The organism is Chroococcidiopsis cubana SAG 39.79 (assembly GCF_003991895.1).
Taxonomy (GTDB): Bacteria; Cyanobacteriota; Cyanobacteriia; order Cyanobacteriales; family Chroococcidiopsidaceae; genus Chroococcidiopsis; species Chroococcidiopsis thermalis.
Genome location: NZ_RSCK01000036.1, coordinates 17,491 through 35,217, shown reverse-complemented (window position 1 = coordinate 35,217; position 17,727 = coordinate 17,491). Strand labels below are relative to the sequence as shown.

Sequence of the window (17,727 nt, the reverse complement as noted above, 5' to 3'; positions counted from 1 at the left end):
AATATCGGTAAGTTTACGCTTGAGACTGAAAGTGGGAATCGATAACTTGAGATTTGTCAATAAATATTTACAAAAGAGAATAGAAAATAGGAGAGAAGGGAGACATGAAGAATGAATTTAAAAATTATAGTTGTAGATTTAAAGCTCGGTAATCTAAAAAGAATTATGCCAAAAGGAAGAGAACCACAGATATTGGGAAAGAAAAAATAGACTTGAACTACATTTTCGCTCCATTGTGTCTCCTGTCTTCCTTGTCTCCTGTCTCCTGCTTAACAAACTATTTTTTAACAATCTTCTTGTTAAGAGTAGTATTAACCGTCGCGATCGGACAGCACCTCATAACCTCAAGGTTATATCATAGAGCCAGTATCGATAAATTGCTGATTCTCATACCAACCCAGACAGGGGAATCCAAGCAATGGAGTATAACCCCAATTCAATTGGACTTAACCAATGCTGGACGCAATCATAATTATTACATTCATCATAGCAGGAGCCGGAATCGGCTTCTACAGCATAGAGCTGCTGCCAGAAACCGTGCAGCGGCAAGTTACCAATCTCGATGCGCTACGATTAGTCATCGCTGTTTTTGCGGCGATGATTGGTGGTGGAGTCGGACTGAGTTTTCAAACAACCTATCGCCGTCTCGAAACCAAAGTTCGAGAGATGCCAGTTGACGTTTTATTAACACGCGCAATTGGCATGGTGCTGGGGCTATTAATCGCCAACTTAATGCTAGCCCCCCTCTTTCTGCTACCGATTCCCCAAGATTTTAGCTTTATCAAGCCCCTAGTAGCGGTTTTGGGTAGCGTCCTTTTCGCTTTTACAGGGATCAATCTGGCTGACATCCACGGACGGACGTTCTTACGGTTGATCAATCCCAATTCAGTTGAGACGATGTTAGTCGCAGAGGGAACGCTAAAACCTGCGGCAACTAAGGTTTTGGATACGAGTTGTATTATCGACGGTCGAATCGAAACGCTGCTAGCTACCGGATTTCTAGAAGGACAAATTCTCGTTCCACAGTTCGTCATTCAAGAATTGCAACAACTAGCAGATGGGGCAAAAGACCTCAAACGATTGCGGGGTAGGAGGGGGTTAGAGATTCTCAACCGCATCCAAGCAAGTTATCCAGAACGCATTGCCATCCATTCGACTGACTACGAAGATGTGCCTACAGTAGATGCTAAGTTAGTACGGTTCGTGCAGGAGATCAACGGTACTCTTTTGACCAACGACTACAACTTGTCTCAGGTAGCGAGTTTACAGAAAATACCCGTGTTGAATCTCAACGATCTGGTACAATCCCTGCGTCCGAGTTATTTGCCAGGAGACAACATCGATCTGAAGATCCTCAAGGAAGGCAAAGAACCTAGTCAAGGCATAGGCTACCTAGAGGACGGGACGATGGTAGTCGTCGAGGACGGTAGTAGCTATATTGGTGGCGAACTGCGCGTTGTTGTTACGAGTGCTTTACAAACCTCGGCGGGAAGAATGATCTTCGCCAAACCACAAGCATCAGCTTATGCTTAATGGTTACAGGAAGTAAAACAGGGAATATGGGGCGCAAGCTTCGGACAAAATTCTGCGATCGGTGTGGGCAACCCGCACCGATTTTGTTTCGGGTACAATACGACGAGTCGGCAACTTGGGTTTTCGTATGTGAGAGTTGTTGGACTATCGTGAGTCAGGATAATCCTTTTTACCGCTATGGTGGCACTTGGAAAGCACGGAAAAGGAATTAAATGTGTAGAGACATTGCACGTAACCTCTCTACACATTTAACGTTTCTACATGATTTCTTTCCCTAGAGGGTGTAAATGTGGAGCGATCGCCAGATAGTCTACGGTAGGGATGCGATTCAATACACCTCGGTTATCGATTCAAAGATCTTGAAGATCCCCCAACCCCCTCCTGAATAAATTCAATTTCTGTGTAATTATGCCGCAGTTGGAAGCCGTCGTTGCGAATATCAACGATTTGCAAAATGGGGAAATGCGACAAGTCTCTGTAGGTGAGACTGATGTATTATTGGTACGTCTAGCAGATAAGTATTACGCTCTGGGGGCATATTGTACCCACTACCAAGCACCGCTAGCAGAAGGGGTATTGTGCGACAACCATGTTGTTTGTCCCTGGCACAATGCATACTTCGATTTGACGACAGGCGAACAGCAAGAACCTCCAGGCTTAGATTCTCTACAAAAATATGAAGTCAAAATAGAAGGCGATCGCATTATTGTTAGTATTCCAGAAAATGCTGCTGGGCGCAGGCAGCCGAATCTGGCTGAGTATAACCCTGAAGATAAACGCACGTTTGTCATTTTAGGCGCAGGGGCAGCAGGGGCGCACGCCGCCGAGACGTTAAGAGTGGCGGGTTATCAGGGACGGATCGTGATGGTGACGCAGGATGACCGATTACCATACGATCGCACTTGGTTGAGTAAGGATTACTTGACGGGTAAAGTGACTCAAGATGATATGCCACTGCGATCGGCTCAATTTTACCAAGATTGCCACATTGAAGTCTGGTTGAATAAACAGGTAGTGCAAGTTGATGTTAGTAGTAAATCGATCTCATTTGCCGATGGCGAGTCGCTGCAATATGATGCCTTACTGTTAGCCACAGGTGGTAAGCCACGCCAACTTAACGTTCCTGGTAGCGACTTGCAAAATATCTTTACCGTTCGTAGCTTTGCCGATACCGATCGCATTTTAGCGGCAGCAGGTAATGCAAAACGGGCTGTCGTTATCGGGTCTAGTTTTATTGGCATGGAAGCCGCTTCTGGATTAACTCAACGGGGTTTAGAGGTGACGGTAGTATCCCCCTCTACCTTACCTTTTGAAAAGATTCTAGGGGCGGAAATTGGCAAGCTATTTCAACAAGTTCATGAGGAAAACGGTGTGAAGTTCCATCTGGGGAGAAAAGCGACTCAGATTGAGGGCGACGGTAAAGTTGAAGCTGTAGTGTTAGATAATGGCGATCGCTTGGATGCCGATTTAGTCGTAGTCGGAATTGGGGTTCAACCTGCAACTGAATTTTTGCAAGGGTTGGAGTTACACCCGAAGGCTGGAAGCGTCCAAGTCAATGAGTATTTACAAGCTGCTGATGGCGTTTATGCTGCGGGTGACATTGCCAGATATCCAAACTGGCGGACGGGAGAACCCACGCGGATCGAACATTGGCGGGTTGCGGCACAACACGGGCGCATTGCTGCTTACAATATGGCGGGACAGCAGGTGAAGTATCGTGGCGTACCGATTTTTTGGACGATGCAATTTCAGTTTCCCTTACGATATGTCGGACACGCGGAACAATGGGATGAAATTATCTTTCAGGGTGACTTACAACAGCGAGAGTTTATGGCATTTTACGTCCAGGGCGATCGCGTTTTAGCTGCTGCGGCAAGTCAAAGGGATACGGAGGCTGCTGCAATTGTAGAATTAATGCGCTTGGATCGAATGCCTGCGCCAGATGAATTGCGTCGTCCCGATTTAGATTTGGTGGAATTGTTGCGATCGTAGGGGCGGGTTCACCCGAAGATTTTACTTCAACACCGATATCTGAATAAACCCGCCCTTGATTTACGTAATTTTTGACGATTTTAATATTTCAATACAAATGAATGCAGATAATTTATTCAGCCGAGTGTCTTCCCCTTGGCTGTTTGTCCCAACGCTATATTTTGCCGAGGGTGTTCCTTACGTCATCATCAACAATGTTTCTGTAATTTTCTACAAGCAATTAGGTGTAGATAATACCCAGATTGCTTTTTGGACGAGTTTTTTATATTTGCCTTGGGTATTAAAGATGTTTTGGGGACCAATTGTAGATGGTTACGCCACTAAAAGAAAGTGGACGATCTACACTCAATTGGGTATGACTATCTGTTTATTAAGTTTAGCTTACTCGTTTCAAGTTTCCAACTTCTTTTTAGTTTCTCTACTAATTTTAGGAATTGGAGCATTCATTTCAGCCACACATGATATTGCTGCTGACGGTTTTTATATGTTAGCTCTTGAACGAGATGCACAAGCATTTTTTGTTGGTATTCGCTCGACATTTTACAGATTCGCCACAATTTTTGCTTCTGGAATTGTTGTCTTTTTGGCAGGACAATTAGAGCTAGAATTGGAAGATATTGCTTTAAGTTGGACGATCGCGATCGCGCTATCGTCTATCATTTTTGCTGCGATCGTTATTTTTCACTGGTTTCTTTTACCTATCCCTACTAATGATATAGAGCAAAAAGTCTCAGTTAAGACAATTTTTAGCTTTTACACTCAAACTGTTCGGTCTTACTTTAATCAATCAAAAATTCTGGCAGTTCTGGCTTTTATTCTCTTTTACAGATTTGGAGAGGGAATGTTAGTAAAAATATCTGCTCCTTTTTTGTTGGATGAAACCGCAGTTGGAGGACTAGGGCTTTCTACTTCAGATGTCGGATTAGCTTACGGAACTATCGGAACTTTTGCCTTGGTGTTAGGTGGAGTAATTGGTGGCATATTAATTGCTGAATTTGAGCTTAGAAAAATAATTTGGTGGATGGCGATCGCTCTGAATTTACCTAACTTATTTTATGTTTATATGGCTTACACTCAGCCTGCGATTACATTAGTTTATGTATTAGTAGCTATAGAACAATTCGGTTATGGATTGGGGATGGCAGCTTATAGCGTTTATTTAATTTATATTGCCAAGGAAGAATACAAAACCTCTCATTTTGCTATTTCTACAGGCATTATGGCTTTGGGAATGATGATCCCTGGATTCATCAGCGGCTATCTTCAGCAGGTTTTAGGCTATCCCATGTTTTTTATTTTGATATGTTTTTTAGCAATCCCAGGAATATTCACCCTTTATTTTATTCCTCTAAATTTAGAAAAGTGTGATAAATAATACTAAAAAAAATCAATCTAAAAATAAACTAGCGAGTTGGGCTATAACTCTTGAGATGGATGCTGATAAAAATGTTCGTACATTACTGTTTTTATAGTCATCGTCGTATAGAGTTACATGCTTACCTCACCCCAAGCCTTACAAAATATTTTCTTTTGTCCAGAAGAATCTAATTTTTATTCACATTGTGTAGAAACTTTGGTTTTAAATAATTGTTCTAACTCAGAATCTATAATAGAATTTGGCTCTGGCGATGGTAGTCCTATAATTCAGTCACTACTAAGAACAAATTTCAACGGAGTTGTACATGGATTTGAGTTAAATAATTTAGCTTGTCAAGAGGCGAATTTAAAGGTTGAAGCATACGAACTTAGCGACAAGTATAAAGTAGATAATCGCTGCTTTTTTGATGCTACTAAACCACAGGCTAAATATCTGATTTCAAACCCGCCTTATTTACCAGCAATAGACAATAAGCTTTTGCAGCCTTTATTACATGGCGGGTTAGAAGGAATTACAATTACTCAAAAGCTGTTAACGTTAAATTACGAAAATGTCCTGGTTATGGTTTCTAGTTATTCTAATCCAGTCGGATTAATTAACTACGCGATCGCCCAAGGATACTCTGTTAGCAATTTCATGATTTCGCCTCTAAAGTTTGGCTATTATAGCTCCGAGCAAAAAGTTAAAAACAGAATTCAAGAGCTACAAAAGGATAACAGAGCGTTTTGTTCGGAAAATATCTATCTTTTAGCAGGTGTTTTATTTACCAAAAAACGTGGTTGCAAAGTCGATTTATCTACAGAATTTTCTCAGTTGATGACTTGTTTGTAATTGCAAGATATTTCGGAGATCCCCCTAACCCCCCTTAAAAAGGGGGGCTTTTTTATCATCCCATTTGCTCTGCTTCCCGCACCGATCGCGTTACAGCCGCACCTGCGCGATCGCTCAAAAACTTCTGCTGGTCGTAGCCTAATACCATTTCCCATGCATCATCAGGATATTGAGATATGAGTGGTAAGGCAACGTCATCTAACATCCAGCGACCGTGCAATTCATCTACCTTGATATGCAAATCCCAATAGCTCATGGCGTTTGCTGATAGTCCCAGCCGTTCGCCAGCAGCTCGGTAGTTGCGAAACCCAGCTGGCACGGAAAGCTCTCCATAGAGCAATCCACCAATGTAACGCAGGAAGTAACGCTTGCGTTCGGTAAGCAAGAAACTATGATTGATGTTTGCTAGCACCTCCCAAGGTACGAGATCGAAATATGCCTCTGGTTGAGTTTGCATTTCCACTGCTTCCAGCATTGTCGTGAAGTGGGAAGAGTGCTTGCGTGCCAACCGACCACCACCGTATTCTTCTACAAGCAATCTTGTCAATACAGAATGCACTTCATTCGCAACGCCTCCCAGAGTGCGGGATAGCTGGCTTGCTTCTACTAATCCATCTAGAGAAGCGATCGCCAACAGACGACGGTAGCCTGCTTCACCGACGCGATCGCGAAAGTACCGAGCATCGTCAGACAATGGTGGTTCGAGATCGACAGCGACGCGATCGAGCAGTGCTTGTCTGATATCTATGCCTTGAAACGCAACGAGATCGAATTGGCTTAATTCCCACTGCTGCCAAACTTCCTCAATTCGATCGCGGATCTGGCTTAAGTAAGGCGATCGCTCGTTAGTGTAGCGTCGCAAATCGTCGTACCAAAATAGTTTTAGCCGATTGATGCGATAAAGTACGCGCTGGAGAAACAGATGTGCTGCATCATCGCTAGATCCTTGCGAATAAGCCGCCTCAATTGCCGTGGCGATCGCTTTTTCAAACTCAGTCGCGATTTGAGGCTGTGCAGTCAGCTTTCGATCTAGATCTTCCATTTCTAGCAGTTGAATAAACTGCTGTGCCTGTTCGTAGTATTGAGTGGCTGTTAGCGTTGGCGTAATCTTTGGCTCAGCGCTTGAGGTTACGATGTCGCTGTGCATTTATCTGCTTCATCCTTGAGATAACTACTAATAATCTTCAGTCATCGTTACTGCACGATACATCTACCGTTGGTTATTTAATGAGTAGTAGGGGCGCACATCTATGCGCCCGTACAAGAGTAGTGAAATCAGCAATTACCCATTAGCTGAAGCAATAAACGTCCAAGCCGCCATATACGTTCCAGCATAATTGTTGGCATAATCTGCATTGCTATCTGCCACAAACCAGTCAGGGATTTGCTTCTGCTGCCGAACTCGTTCATCCAACCCGATTTGGAGAGAGATATTTTCGTAGACAATTTTTGCCTTTGCCGCATTCAGCATATCTTCTACTAACTTTTGCAACCATTCAGCTCGAACAAACAGATTGTGCGATGGATGGTTGCCATAAGCAAAAGGCACAATAATAACCAAATATCCCTTTTCGCTTGTCAACTGACTCAAACAAAATTGAATCAGTTCTCGATCGTCTTTTTTCTCTAAAGTTTCTTTATCAACATTGTGGAATAGTAGCCCAGCTAGTACTACTGCATCAAACTTCTTATTTTCTGAAGCAAGTTCCGGTAGTAATATTGATAAATCTTTGGCAATGAATTGCTTGTTAGGATATAGGCTTAAACATTGTTCGATCGCTGCTTCACTATGATCGACTCCAACATATTCACAACGCTCTGGTAAATATTGACTCAAAGCTGCGTTGCCACATCCCAAATCTAATACGGAAAATGACTGTTGCTGAAAAGCTTCATTGAGAAACCAAACTGAAGGGGCATACCGCGTAGCATTTTCAGGAGCCTCAAAGTAAGAATAATAGTCATCTTGAAAACGTTCTTCTTCAGAGGTTTTCCGGTCGGGTGGTAACTCTTTCCTCAATAATGCCATTGATACGCCCTAATTTACTTTAAATATTTATCTAGCAATTTATCAGTGCGAAAAACACCCTATCTATCCTCAATTGGACAGATTGAGTTATGTATTTAATGTTACATAAACTTTAAGTTCTTACATTTAATATTTTCTGTCTTCTATCTCCTTTTACGTCATTTTCCAAGCGGATTTTGACTGAATAGCTTACGTGACTTTAAGGTCATACCTAGTTTAGGAGTTACTTTAATAGCGATAATCAACCATTGGACAGATTTCATTCTCCTAATTTAAGTAGCAGAATTAACACGTAACAAAGTTTTACAAATCGTAATGAATAGGACTGACACGCCTCGGCGTGTTCTTTGGCATGGCAAAAAGAATTGGCGCGATCGCGAAGCATCATCCTATCAAAGTTGGTTGTTCGAGCGATTTCATCAGCCTTTAGTTACAACTCCGCCACTACCTCAGTGTCAAGTTTGCGTTATCGTTCCCGTGCGCAACGAAGCCGAGAATTTAGAGAGTACGCTCTTGGCTTTGTACGATCAGCTCGATTTAACTGGAAAGTTGCTGGATCGCAATCGTTATGAGATCGTGCTGCTAGCAAATAATTGCAGTGATGAATCAGCCGCGATCGCCCGTAATTTTGCTACTACTCATCCAGATCTGGTTCTACACGTAGTTGAAAAAACCTTCCCTGCGGCTGAGGCTTATATCGGTCGAGTGCGTCAAGTCCTGATGGATGAAGCCTATCGTCGTCTGAGTTCTATTGGTGGTGAAAGACGAGTTATCGCCTCTACAGATGGAGATTCGCGGGTTACGCCGACTTGGATCGCTGCTATTTTAGACGAAATCGCCAGCGGTGCTGACGCTGTAGGAGGACGAATTATTACAGATCGTGAGGGTCGCACGGCTTTAGATCCTTATACAAGAGCTTGTCATTTGCGCGAAGTCGGTTATCGCTTTCTGATTGCCGAGTTAGAAACTTATTTAGAACCCGATCCAATCGATATTTTACCCCGCCACTTTCAACACTACGGGGCAAGCCTTGCCGTCACAGTGGAGATGTACGCTCAAGCAGGAGGAATGCAACCAGTCCGTACTCCTGAAGATGTAGCGTTCTACCAAGCACTATTGCGAGTCAATGCCCGTTTTCGTCATAGTACCCGCGTGCGTGTCTTCACGTCAGCTCGAACTACAGGACGCACAGATGTAGGATTGGCAAACCAACTGAGTAAATGGGTTGAAATGGGGCGATCGCAGCAACAATTTCTGGTAGAGTCGGCTGCTGAAGTCGAAGCTCGATTTGAGTGGCGACATCAGTTAAGAGTTTTGTGGTGGAGTTATCTTTGTGACTATCAGCCAACTCATAATGCGATCGCTTTATTAGCAAATGCTTTAGGTGTGAACTGGTTGTGGTTAATGTCAGAGTTAGCTCAACCTCAGACCTTCGGCTTACTTTGGGAAAAGGTAGAACAGCGTCAGCAAACAGAGGGATTCTGGAGGCAGCGCTGGCAACTCGTGCCGATTCAGGAAGCAATCTCAGCTCTGCGCATTCGCTTAGAGAAATTGCGTCACCAGCGAAGAAAGGTAAAAGTTGAAAGTCAAAAGTCAAAAGTCAAAAAAGTAAGTTTTAGCACAGATACCGCTTTTAGCTACTACCATAAAATCAGTTAAATCTGAGATAATCTATGATTTGAGATTTTGGCTTGGGAAAACTTTTCTACTTAGATAGAAAGCTAATTTAGCTGAATCCTTTTTGTTGAAATACTCATCTTTTGACTTTTAGTTTTTGACTTTTGAATTACTTAAATCCTTCTACGTAGACGCTGACCGCATCATTTTGCCAAGCTGCATCAACTCCTGACGCAGCCACAATTGCTTGCCCAATTGGATCTTTTGTTTCTGCATCTCCACAACAAGAAGATGATTGTCTGACTGTTACCTTGACATTTTGAAATCCAGCAGTTTCAACAATCTTTTGGTATTCATCTACTAATAAAGCACCAGCTACACAACCAACATAAGCACCAATATCTTGTCGCACTGACTCAGAAAGTTGCTGTTTGAGTGCTGTATCGGAAATGGCAATTCTGCCATTTGGTTTTAAAACTCGATAAATTTCTTGGAAGACTTTTGGTTTATCGGGAGATAGGTTGATGACACAATTACTAATAACTACGTCTATAGTCTCGTCTGCTACGGGTAAGTTTTCAATTTCTCCCAATCTAAATTCTACATTTTGTACATTCGATTTTTGAGCGTTTTCTGTTGCTTTGGCGATCATCTCTGGTGTCATATCTACACCGATCGCTTTGCCTGTAGCACCAACTTTCGTCGCAGCAATAAAACAATCAAAACCCGCACCCGAACCTAAATCGAGAACAATCTCACCTGGCTTGAGTTGCGCTAAATCAGTAGGATTACCACAACTCAATCCTAAATTTGCCTCGGCTGGAATTGTATTGAGTTCCGCTTCTGCATAACCTAAAGCAACAGCAAATTCTGTTGTGTCAGTGGTAGGAGTACCACAGCCACAACCTGTCTGTTGTTGAGCAATTTTACCGTAAGCCGTTCTCACGTTTTGTTTTACTGCATTGCTATCCATAGTTTTTATCTCATCCATTGCTAGAAACTTAAAGTGATATCTTCCAAGCAACATTGATTTACATCAATATTGATTTATATCAATATACTGGCATACGACATTGATGGATGTCAATATAGAAATATGAAATTATCTAAACTACTTACTAATTGCTGTCCACCCCTACTTTCAGGTTTCATCAAAGCTGAAGCGGCGGCTCAACTCGCGGCTATGTTTCGCGTTCTTGGGGAACCTGCACGATTGCAAATTCTGAGTATAATTGCTTCTCATCCTAACGGTGAAGTCTGTGTTTGCGAGTTAACTGAACCCTTGGGGTTATCGCAACCCACTGTCAGCCACCATCTCAAAGTGTTATATGAAACTGGCTTGTTGCAGAAAGAAAGGCGCGGCAACTGGATTTACTATAGTCTGGTTCCCCAACAGCTCGACGCACTGAGAAATGCTTTGCTTATTCCTCAGCGCGAAGATACATTAAGTTGAAGTTTTGAATGTAGATTTTATGATTTAAACATTGTTTTTTTCATTTTTAAGAGATTGAATAAGTTGCTCTACTCTTTTTTTAATTTGCGATCGCACCTGTCGAAAAGTTTCTATTGATTGCCCTTGAGGATCTTCCAATTGCCAATCCTGGAAGACTTCTCTTAATATCCAAGACTCAGGTAAATTGACACCACAGCCACATAAAGAAATAACTGCATCATAATCTTCTGGATGAAAATCGCTTAAAGGTTTCGATTTCTGGCTGCTAATATCTACGCCAACTTCTGACATCACTTCTACTGTTAATGGATCGATGTAGCTAGCTTCTAAACCAGCACTAGTAACTGAAATATTTTTTCTTCCTAATTGTCGGGCAAAACCCTCCGCCATTTGAGAACGACGAGAGTTATTTTTACACACAAACATGACTCTTTTCATAAGTCAAAAGTTAAAAGTTAAAAGTCAAAAAGAATAAGTCAATTCGGAGAGACTCGCTCGGATTTATTTCACTTAAAAGCACTGACACAACGCGGATCGCGCAGAGAAGCTTTTTCTGGTTCGCGAGGAAACCAAGCTGCTGTACGCTTGCAAATTTCTACTAGCATCAGCATGACTGGGACTTCGATTAAGACTCCCACCACAGTAGCCAAAGCAGCGCCAGAATTTAAACCGAATAACATCACCGCTGTAGCGATCGCCACTTCAAAATGATTGCTGGCTCCAATCAATGCCGCAGGTGCAGCATCTTCATAAGCAAGTTTGAGTTTTAATGCTGCTACGTAGGAAATTAGAAAAATAAAATTCGTCTGAATAAACAGCGGTACGGCAATTAAAACGATATGTATAGGATTGTTGACAATTAGCTCACCTTTGAAAGCAAATAAAAGCACGAGAGTCAATAAAAGTGCAGCGATCGCAACGGGACTGAGATATTTTAAAAATCGCCGTTCAAACCACTCTCTACCCTTATGTTTCAGTATCCAGTAACGACTGTACATTCCCGCAGCTAAGGGCAAGCCAACATAAATCAGCACTGATAGGACGATAGTTTCCCAAGGTACGCTGAGATCGTTTGCTGCTAACAACCATCTTCCCAACGGCGCATACAAAAACAGCATGGCTAGAGAATTTACTGCTACCATCACCAGTGTATGTCCTTGATTGCCATAAGAGAGATAACCCCACATCAATACCATTGCCGTACAAGGGGCTATGCCTAGTAAGATTGCCCCAGCAATGTAGGAATTCGCCAACACAATTTCGCTACCTCGGATAATTTCCGTACCAGATAGCAAAGGACGAAATAACCACCCCAGAAAAAATTGAGCGAATACAACCATCGTGAACGGCTTAATTAACCAATTCACAACTAAGGTGAGAATGACAGGTTTGGGCGATCGAATTGCGTTTGTTGCCTGAGTGAAGTCGATCTTCACCATAATTGGATACATCATGAAAAAGAGGCAAATAGCGATCGGAATTGACACCTGATAAATGCTCATGGCATCAAGAGCCACTGCTATGCCCGGAAACAACCTACCTAATAAAATTCCAGCAACAATACACAAGAAAACCCAGACAGTCAGGTATTTCTCAAAAAAACTCAGACGGTTGACAATTGGCTTTGATGCAGAACTGTTAATACTCATTGTTGCTTTAACAAAATCACTGCTTCTTGGGTAAAAACCGAAATTCCTGTAAGGGCGGGTTTATTGAGATCTTGGTATGGAAGTAAAGTTTGTTGGTGAACCCGCCCCCGGTGTGCGATCGTACCCATTACCCATTACCCATTACCAACTACCAATAATTATTCATCTCCAGCTTTCCAGGCGATCGCTTTTTGGGGTTGCGGATCGGGTAATTTCAAAGAAATTGCAGCCGCCGCAAGTACGAATACCATCGATACCCACAAACAACCCACTAAGCCAAATAGCTGAAAGATCAAACCAGATAGCACTGTACCCGCTAAGCGTCCACCAGAGTTAGCCATATAGTAGAAGCCAACATTTAATGCCACCTTGTCATCATCGGTGTAGGCAAGGACGAGATAGGAATGAATTGCTGAATTAAAGGCAAAAATAATCCCAAAAATTGCTAATCCTGCCACAATTGTTAAAGCTGGAGACACCCTAAGTTGGAGCGAAAGAGCGATCGCGGCGGGAATTGCACTCAGCACAAACGTCCAAATTTGAATCGTTCTCCCTTGGGGAGCCGCTCCCGAACCCAACCAGCGCAGCAGATTGGGCGCTAAAAACTGTACTGTCCCGTAGCCAATCACCCAGCAAGCCATGAATCCCCCGACCTGCTCGAACGTCCAGCCAAGCGTGCTGTAGAGAAACACGGGGAGGGCAACTACAAACCAAACATCTCTCGCACCGAAGAGAAAGAAACGAGCCGCAGAGAGAATATTAATCTCCCTACTTTTAGAAAAGAGTTGGGTAAATTTAACTTTCGCCTTAATTTTGCCCATACCTGACGGTAGCAGTACTCCCGTACCCAAGATTAAGCACAGTCCTGCTGCCATAATTAGCAGGGCATTCACAAAGCCAAATTGAGCTAGCAAAACGCTACCCACAAAAAAGCCAACTCCCTTCAGAGCATTTTTGGAGCCAGTTAATATAGCTACCCATTTAAACAGTGACGACTGCGCTGACTGGGGTACGACCAAGCGAATCGCACTCTTAGAACTCATCTTGGTCAAGTCTTTGGCAATCCCAGAAAAGGCTTGCGCGACCATCACGTAGGTGACTTGCAACCACACAGCCCATTCTGGATTGAGCAACGCCAGCATAGCTAAAGCAAAAACTTGTAGTCCGATGCCACCATAAAGAGTCAGCTTTAGACCAAATTGAGAGCCGATCCAACCTCCAAGAAAATTGGTGACAACGCCAAAAATTTCGTAAAACAGAAACAACATGGCGATTTGCAAAGGAGTGTAGCCCAGCAGATGAAAGTGCAGTAGCACCAACATCCGCAACGCTCCATCGGTAATTGTGAAGCCCCAGTAGGCAGCAGTAACGAGGGCATAGTTACGCAAATTGGCTTTATTTCCAGCAGTGGAAGTCATGGTTGTTGGGTGGGGCGAGACAGAAATTAAGCACTTATGTCAGAGATCTCGATCCCCCCTGCCCCCCTTGACAAGGGGGGAGTACGTAGCCCCCTTTTTAAGGGGGTTGGGGGATCTCAAGTTTGCAAGAAGGAGATTAGTAACAACGGGCAATCTTGCGGGCAAGTTCAACCATGCGATTTGCATAGCCCCATTCGTTGTCATACCAGGCTAAAACTTTGACTTGTGTTTCATCGATGACCATTGTTGATAGTGCATCTACAACAGCCGATCGCGGATCGTCTTTGTAGTCTACAGAAACTAAGGGACGTTCTTCGTAACCGAGAATGCCTTTGAGTTCTCCTTCTGCCGCAGTTTTGAGCAAACCGTTAATTTCCTCTACTGTGGTAGGACGCACGACTTCAAACACGCAATCGGTGAGGGAGGCATTTAATAACGGCACTCGCACTGCCAAACCGTTGAGCTTACCTTGCAGTTCGGGATAAATTAACCCGATTGCTGTAGCGGAACCCGTTGTCGTTGGAATTAAAGATAAACCCGTCGCTCGCGCCCGTCGCAAGTCTTTATGCGGCGCGTCTACGATTGTCTGCGTGTTGGTGTGGTCGTGGACTGTGGTAATGACTCCATGTCGAATTCCCAATCCTTCATGGATAACTTTTACAACTGGAGCCAGACAGTTTGTGGTACAGGAAGCCGCTGTGAGTAAGTGGTGCTTGTCATGTTCGTAGAGGCGATCGTTGACTCCCATAACGATATTTAACGCCTCTTCCTTAACGGGTGCAGCCACAATGACTTTTTGCACTCCCCGCTTAAAATAGGGTTCGAGTAAAGTTGGGGTGTGGAATTTACCAGAACACTCCAATACGAGATCGACTCCCAACTCATCCCACGGAACTTCTCCTGGTGTAGGATGCTCGCTGAAACTCAAATACTTGCCGTCAATAGAAATGCGATCGCCCTCCGCTGCTACTTCTGGTGTCCAGCGACCGTGGACGGAATCAAATTTGAGTAAATGGGCGGCGGCGACTGCACCACCTTTAATTTCATTAATATGTACGAAGTCTAGTTCCGACCATCCCCAGGCAGCCCTTAATGCTAATCGTCCGATCCTACCAAAACCGTTGATACCAACTCGAATTCTCATTACTTTACCTGGTTGTAGTTAAAATTTTGCTTGTCTGCGTAATAACTGCCCAATTGTCAGACCAATTTGGGATTTGCCTTCAAAGACGGTTCCCACTTTGCCTCGATTGAAGTAGATATAACTCAGGCGATAGCCTTCCGCAGGTAAAGGGATGTAACCCACGGAGCTAACTAAAGTTGGCGCACGCTGAATATAGAAATCGACAAATCTTCGCACGGCAGGTTTGAGCTGAACCGATCTGGCATTAACGTAGATAAATAATGGTCGAGACAGAGGCTCGTACTGTAGGGCAAACGCATCATGTCAATAAGGTAGAAAATTCTAAGCTTATTGACATTAATTGCAATAAACTAAAGCTTATTGAGAAGAAAATGGGTTGAAATCATTTGCAACAATCTCTATTTTATTGAGAAGAACCAGTGTAGGCATAAGGTCTGGTGAAGTTGAAAACACGACGAATATTCTAGGCGCGAATTTAGATGCGTTTGCCCTGGCTCGTACTGTGCTTTTTCTACTGTCTGTCGCGATGGTAAAACTGCACCTCTACCGCTATCTACTGCCAGAGCCTTCAGCTTGTTTTGATTTGCCTCGTAATAAGCAAAGCCAAAATACCCCAACGCATTCAGGTCTTTGCTCACTCCCTCTACCAATTCATCATCATCTTCGCTTGCCGTGTAGTCCTGGCGGCTAGCTCTGGCTTTACCGACTACTGCTTCAGTAAAATAATCAAACGTACCCGAATCTTTACCAGCACCGTATAATTTTAAGGGGCGATCGCTCCACGCAGACCTGATTTGCTGCCAATTCGTAATTTTTCCCTCTGCCGCTGGCTCCCACATCTTTTTCAGTTCGGCTACAGTAATATCTTTAGCCCAGGTATTTTGAGGATTAACGGCGATTGTCAGCGCGTCGTAGGCAACGGGTAGTTCGATATATCTAATTTTGTTGTTGTTGCAAGCTTCCATCTCGTCAGTGCGGATCGGTCTGGAAGCATCGCTAATGTCTGTTTCTCCGGCACAAAACTTTTTAAACCCAGCACTCGTACCAGAAAAATTCACGAGCAACTGTGCGTTCTTGCCCGACGCTGTGGTTTGAAACTCTTCTGCTATTGCTTTGGTGATGGGGTAAACTGTGCTAGAACCGTCCGTCTTAACTGTAGCTGCGGGTTCTGAATTATTCGCTTGAGCGAACCTTAACGGTTGCTTGGTTGGACTAACTGCGTTTGGCATTGCCATAGCAGTTGCGATCGCAACACCAAATCCCGCCAGGAAAATAGAAATACTGGCTATCGTTTTCATATGCCTCACCCCTACACTTGAAATCAATTTGCGATCGGGGAATCTACCTTTCTATCATTTCAAAAAAAATTGATTTGTCAAGAGGGGATGTTTGGCTCAAGATGAGGGCGTATCCTCGCAGGGACGGGCAGGAAGCAATTGACTGAAGCGGCGATATTCCGATAAATATTGTTCTAATGCAACGAACTGCGATAAATTCAAGCTGTAGTAAATCCAGCGTCCTTCCTGACGCGATCGCACTAAATTAGCTTCCTTTAAGGTTTTGAGGTGAAAAGATAGCTTAGATTGAGCAATTCCCAGTTCCTCCGACAATTCGCACACGCAAAGCTCTGAGGAGCGTAAAAGTTCTAGTATCCGAATGCGTAACGGCTCAGACAAGGCATGAAAACCAGATGCGATCGCGTCGGAGGTGACTGAGAAAGAAACTTGCATCAAATTTTATTGAAATTATACGTCTGACTATATGCTATTCTCTTTCGCGCAACACAGCTAGCATTTGTTGTCTGACGGCTCTTGCCCACAAGTCAAAGTTAAAATCTTCTCCATTGGCGATCGCTGAGTTTGCTGCACGATCGCGGTCTTTCTGGTTGTACTTGGCTTCAACGTTTGTTTCTTTCATGATGGCAAACAAAATGATAGCTTAATGAGTAATTTTACTCATGCATAACTTACTGTAAAAAATCTTTACTTAAAGGTAATTTATGCATTAGCATTGGTAAAAACAAAATATCAATGCCTTGGCGAAAAAACTTCTCTCCCTTGGCTGAGATCGCTGCTAGTATTATCAAATACAAAGTTATTGAGATCGACTGTTAACTCTCAAATTCCACTTTTAAGAAATTGCCTTTGCTCAATGAATGTAAAAAAAGCTATAAAAACAAATTAAAAGTGTAGCCAATCGCGGTAGCAAAGCTTAACGAAGTTATCGCAATTGTTAATATTTTTTCCCACTACGTAGAACATGCAAATAATCAAAAATCAAAATAAATTATTTTGCAGAACATAAACTTATTTTGTCATCAACCCATACAGCTTTGAGCCTCATGGTTACGATTGTTGTTGCCATAAATTTAATTTTATCTGTGCTGCTTTGCTATGTAGCGCGACGAATTTGGCAAATTCGCCGCAAATTAGCACGGACGGCTGATACACTAATTGCGATCGAGCGTTGCACTCGTACCGTACTGCGCGACGCACCAGAAATAATTTATTGCGGACAAGACAGTATTTATCGCTTGAGGCAGAGTGGCGAACCACTGCAAATACAACTACAACAACTCAGACAATTGATGTCACTCTCGGCGATCGGATGGCAAACTTGGATTAGGTTTCGGAATTCGGCATATCCCTTTGGAGCAGCAAGCTACAAAATTCGGAAGTCATGA

At 43.2% G+C, this 17,727-nt stretch carries 19 protein-coding genes and 1 pseudogene; 8 read left to right on the top strand and 12 right to left on the bottom strand.

The features are described 5' to 3' along the window. Nucleotides 1–453 precede the first annotated feature (453 nt). From DSM107010_RS20135 to DSM107010_RS20115, 5 genes are all read left to right on the top strand, one after another. A complete protein-coding gene (locus DSM107010_RS20135) occupies nt 454–1,533 on the top strand; it encodes a PIN/TRAM domain-containing protein (RefSeq protein ID WP_015154876.1) in 1,080 nt (359 codons plus the stop codon). Further along, nucleotides 1,533–1,745 carry a hypothetical protein gene (locus DSM107010_RS20130; RefSeq protein ID WP_199755642.1) on the top strand — a complete coding sequence of 71 codons (213 nt, stop codon included), beginning with the start codon at nt 1,533–1,535 and terminating at the stop codon, nt 1,743–1,745. Before DSM107010_RS20135 ends, DSM107010_RS20130 begins: the two co-directional genes overlap by 1 nt. Nucleotides 1,746–1,941: 196 nt before the next feature. After that, entirely contained in the window at nt 1,942–3,525 is a 1,584-nt protein-coding gene (locus DSM107010_RS20125) for an FAD-dependent oxidoreductase (protein ID WP_127023727.1), read from the top strand. Nucleotides 3,526–3,622: 97 nt separating this feature from the next. After that, nucleotides 3,623–4,900, top strand: a complete 1,278-nt coding sequence (locus DSM107010_RS20120) for an MFS transporter (RefSeq protein ID WP_106167225.1) — start codon at nt 3,623–3,625, stop codon at nt 4,898–4,900. A gap of 117 nt (nt 4,901–5,017) precedes the next feature. Further along, the gene (locus DSM107010_RS20115; protein WP_106167224.1) at nt 5,018–5,734 is read left to right on the top strand and encodes a class I SAM-dependent methyltransferase; all 717 of its coding nucleotides are present in this window, start codon (nt 5,018–5,020) and stop codon (nt 5,732–5,734) included. A 55-nt stretch (nt 5,735–5,789) separates the two neighbouring features. Here the strand turns inward: DSM107010_RS20115 and DSM107010_RS20110 are convergent, their stop codons facing one another. Beyond that, complete coding sequence (locus DSM107010_RS20110; protein WP_106167223.1) at nt 5,790–6,881, bottom strand: iron-containing redox enzyme family protein; 1,092 nt, start codon at nt 6,879–6,881, stop codon at nt 5,790–5,792. A gap of 135 nt (nt 6,882–7,016) precedes the next feature. Then, nucleotides 7,017–7,763 carry a class I SAM-dependent methyltransferase gene (locus tag DSM107010_RS20105; protein ID WP_106167222.1) on the bottom strand — a complete coding sequence of 249 codons (747 nt, stop codon included), beginning with the start codon at nt 7,761–7,763 and terminating at the stop codon, nt 7,017–7,019. Nucleotides 7,764–8,078: 315 nt separating this feature from the next. Here DSM107010_RS20105 and DSM107010_RS20100 point away from each other — a divergent pair, with 315 nt between their 5' ends. Next, nucleotides 8,079–9,422 carry a glycosyltransferase family 2 protein gene (locus DSM107010_RS20100; RefSeq protein WP_127023724.1) on the top strand — a complete coding sequence of 448 codons (1,344 nt, stop codon included), beginning with the start codon at nt 8,079–8,081 and terminating at the stop codon, nt 9,420–9,422. A 127-nt stretch (nt 9,423–9,549) separates the two neighbouring features. Here the strand turns inward: DSM107010_RS20100 and arsM are convergent, their stop codons facing one another. After that, nucleotides 9,550–10,353: an arsenite methyltransferase gene (arsM, locus tag DSM107010_RS20095; protein WP_241994280.1), complete on the bottom strand. Its 804-nt coding sequence runs from the start codon at nt 10,351–10,353 to the stop codon at nt 9,550–9,552. Between the two features lie 123 nt (nt 10,354–10,476). Between arsM and DSM107010_RS20090 the strand changes: the two genes are divergently transcribed. Next, the gene (locus DSM107010_RS20090) at nt 10,477–10,833 is read left to right on the top strand and encodes an ArsR/SmtB family transcription factor (protein ID WP_015154868.1); all 357 of its coding nucleotides are present in this window, start codon (nt 10,477–10,479) and stop codon (nt 10,831–10,833) included. A 24-nt stretch (nt 10,834–10,857) separates the two neighbouring features. Here DSM107010_RS20090 and arsC read toward each other — a convergent pair whose 3' ends face one another. The 9 genes and pseudogenes from arsC to DSM107010_RS38580 form a co-directional block, all read right to left on the bottom strand. Continuing rightward, entirely contained in the window at nt 10,858–11,271 is a 414-nt protein-coding gene (arsC, locus tag DSM107010_RS20085) for an arsenate reductase, glutathione/glutaredoxin type (protein WP_106168696.1), read from the bottom strand. Between the two features lie 68 nt (nt 11,272–11,339). Continuing rightward, nucleotides 11,340–12,482 carry an ACR3 family arsenite efflux transporter gene (gene arsB, locus DSM107010_RS20080; RefSeq protein ID WP_015154866.1) on the bottom strand — a complete coding sequence of 381 codons (1,143 nt, stop codon included), beginning with the start codon at nt 12,480–12,482 and terminating at the stop codon, nt 11,340–11,342. Further along, on the bottom strand, nt 12,479–12,610 hold the full coding sequence (locus tag DSM107010_RS42325) for a hypothetical protein (RefSeq protein ID WP_015154865.1): 132 nt from the start codon (nt 12,608–12,610) through the stop codon (nt 12,479–12,481). The genes arsB and DSM107010_RS42325 overlap by 4 nt, the downstream gene beginning before the upstream one ends. Nucleotides 12,611–12,640: 30 nt before the next feature. After that, entirely contained in the window at nt 12,641–13,900 is a 1,260-nt protein-coding gene (arsJ, locus tag DSM107010_RS20075) for an organoarsenical effux MFS transporter ArsJ (protein WP_015154864.1), read from the bottom strand. Nucleotides 13,901–14,036: 136 nt separating this feature from the next. Beyond that, on the bottom strand, nt 14,037–15,044 hold the full coding sequence (locus DSM107010_RS20070) for an ArsJ-associated glyceraldehyde-3-phosphate dehydrogenase (RefSeq protein ID WP_106168695.1): 1,008 nt from the start codon (nt 15,042–15,044) through the stop codon (nt 14,037–14,039). Between the two features lie 18 nt (nt 15,045–15,062). Next, nucleotides 15,063–15,329, bottom strand: a pseudogene (locus DSM107010_RS20065) (ABC transporter substrate-binding protein); the annotation flags it as partial. Between the two features lie 113 nt (nt 15,330–15,442). Beyond that, on the bottom strand, nt 15,443–16,342 hold the full coding sequence (locus tag DSM107010_RS20060; RefSeq protein ID WP_106168694.1) for a PstS family phosphate ABC transporter substrate-binding protein: 900 nt from the start codon (nt 16,340–16,342) through the stop codon (nt 15,443–15,445). A 96-nt stretch (nt 16,343–16,438) separates the two neighbouring features. Beyond that, a complete protein-coding gene (locus tag DSM107010_RS20055) occupies nt 16,439–16,774 on the bottom strand; it encodes an ArsR/SmtB family transcription factor (protein WP_015154861.1) in 336 nt (111 codons plus the stop codon). Between the two features lie 34 nt (nt 16,775–16,808). Continuing rightward, nucleotides 16,809–16,961: a hypothetical protein gene (locus DSM107010_RS38580; RefSeq protein WP_015154860.1), complete on the bottom strand. Its 153-nt coding sequence runs from the start codon at nt 16,959–16,961 to the stop codon at nt 16,809–16,811. A gap of 424 nt (nt 16,962–17,385) precedes the next feature. Here DSM107010_RS38580 and DSM107010_RS20050 point away from each other — a divergent pair, with 424 nt between their 5' ends. After that, nucleotides 17,386–17,727, top strand: coding sequence for a hypothetical protein (locus tag DSM107010_RS20050; RefSeq protein ID WP_106168693.1), 342 nt, complete (start codon nt 17,386–17,388; stop codon nt 17,725–17,727).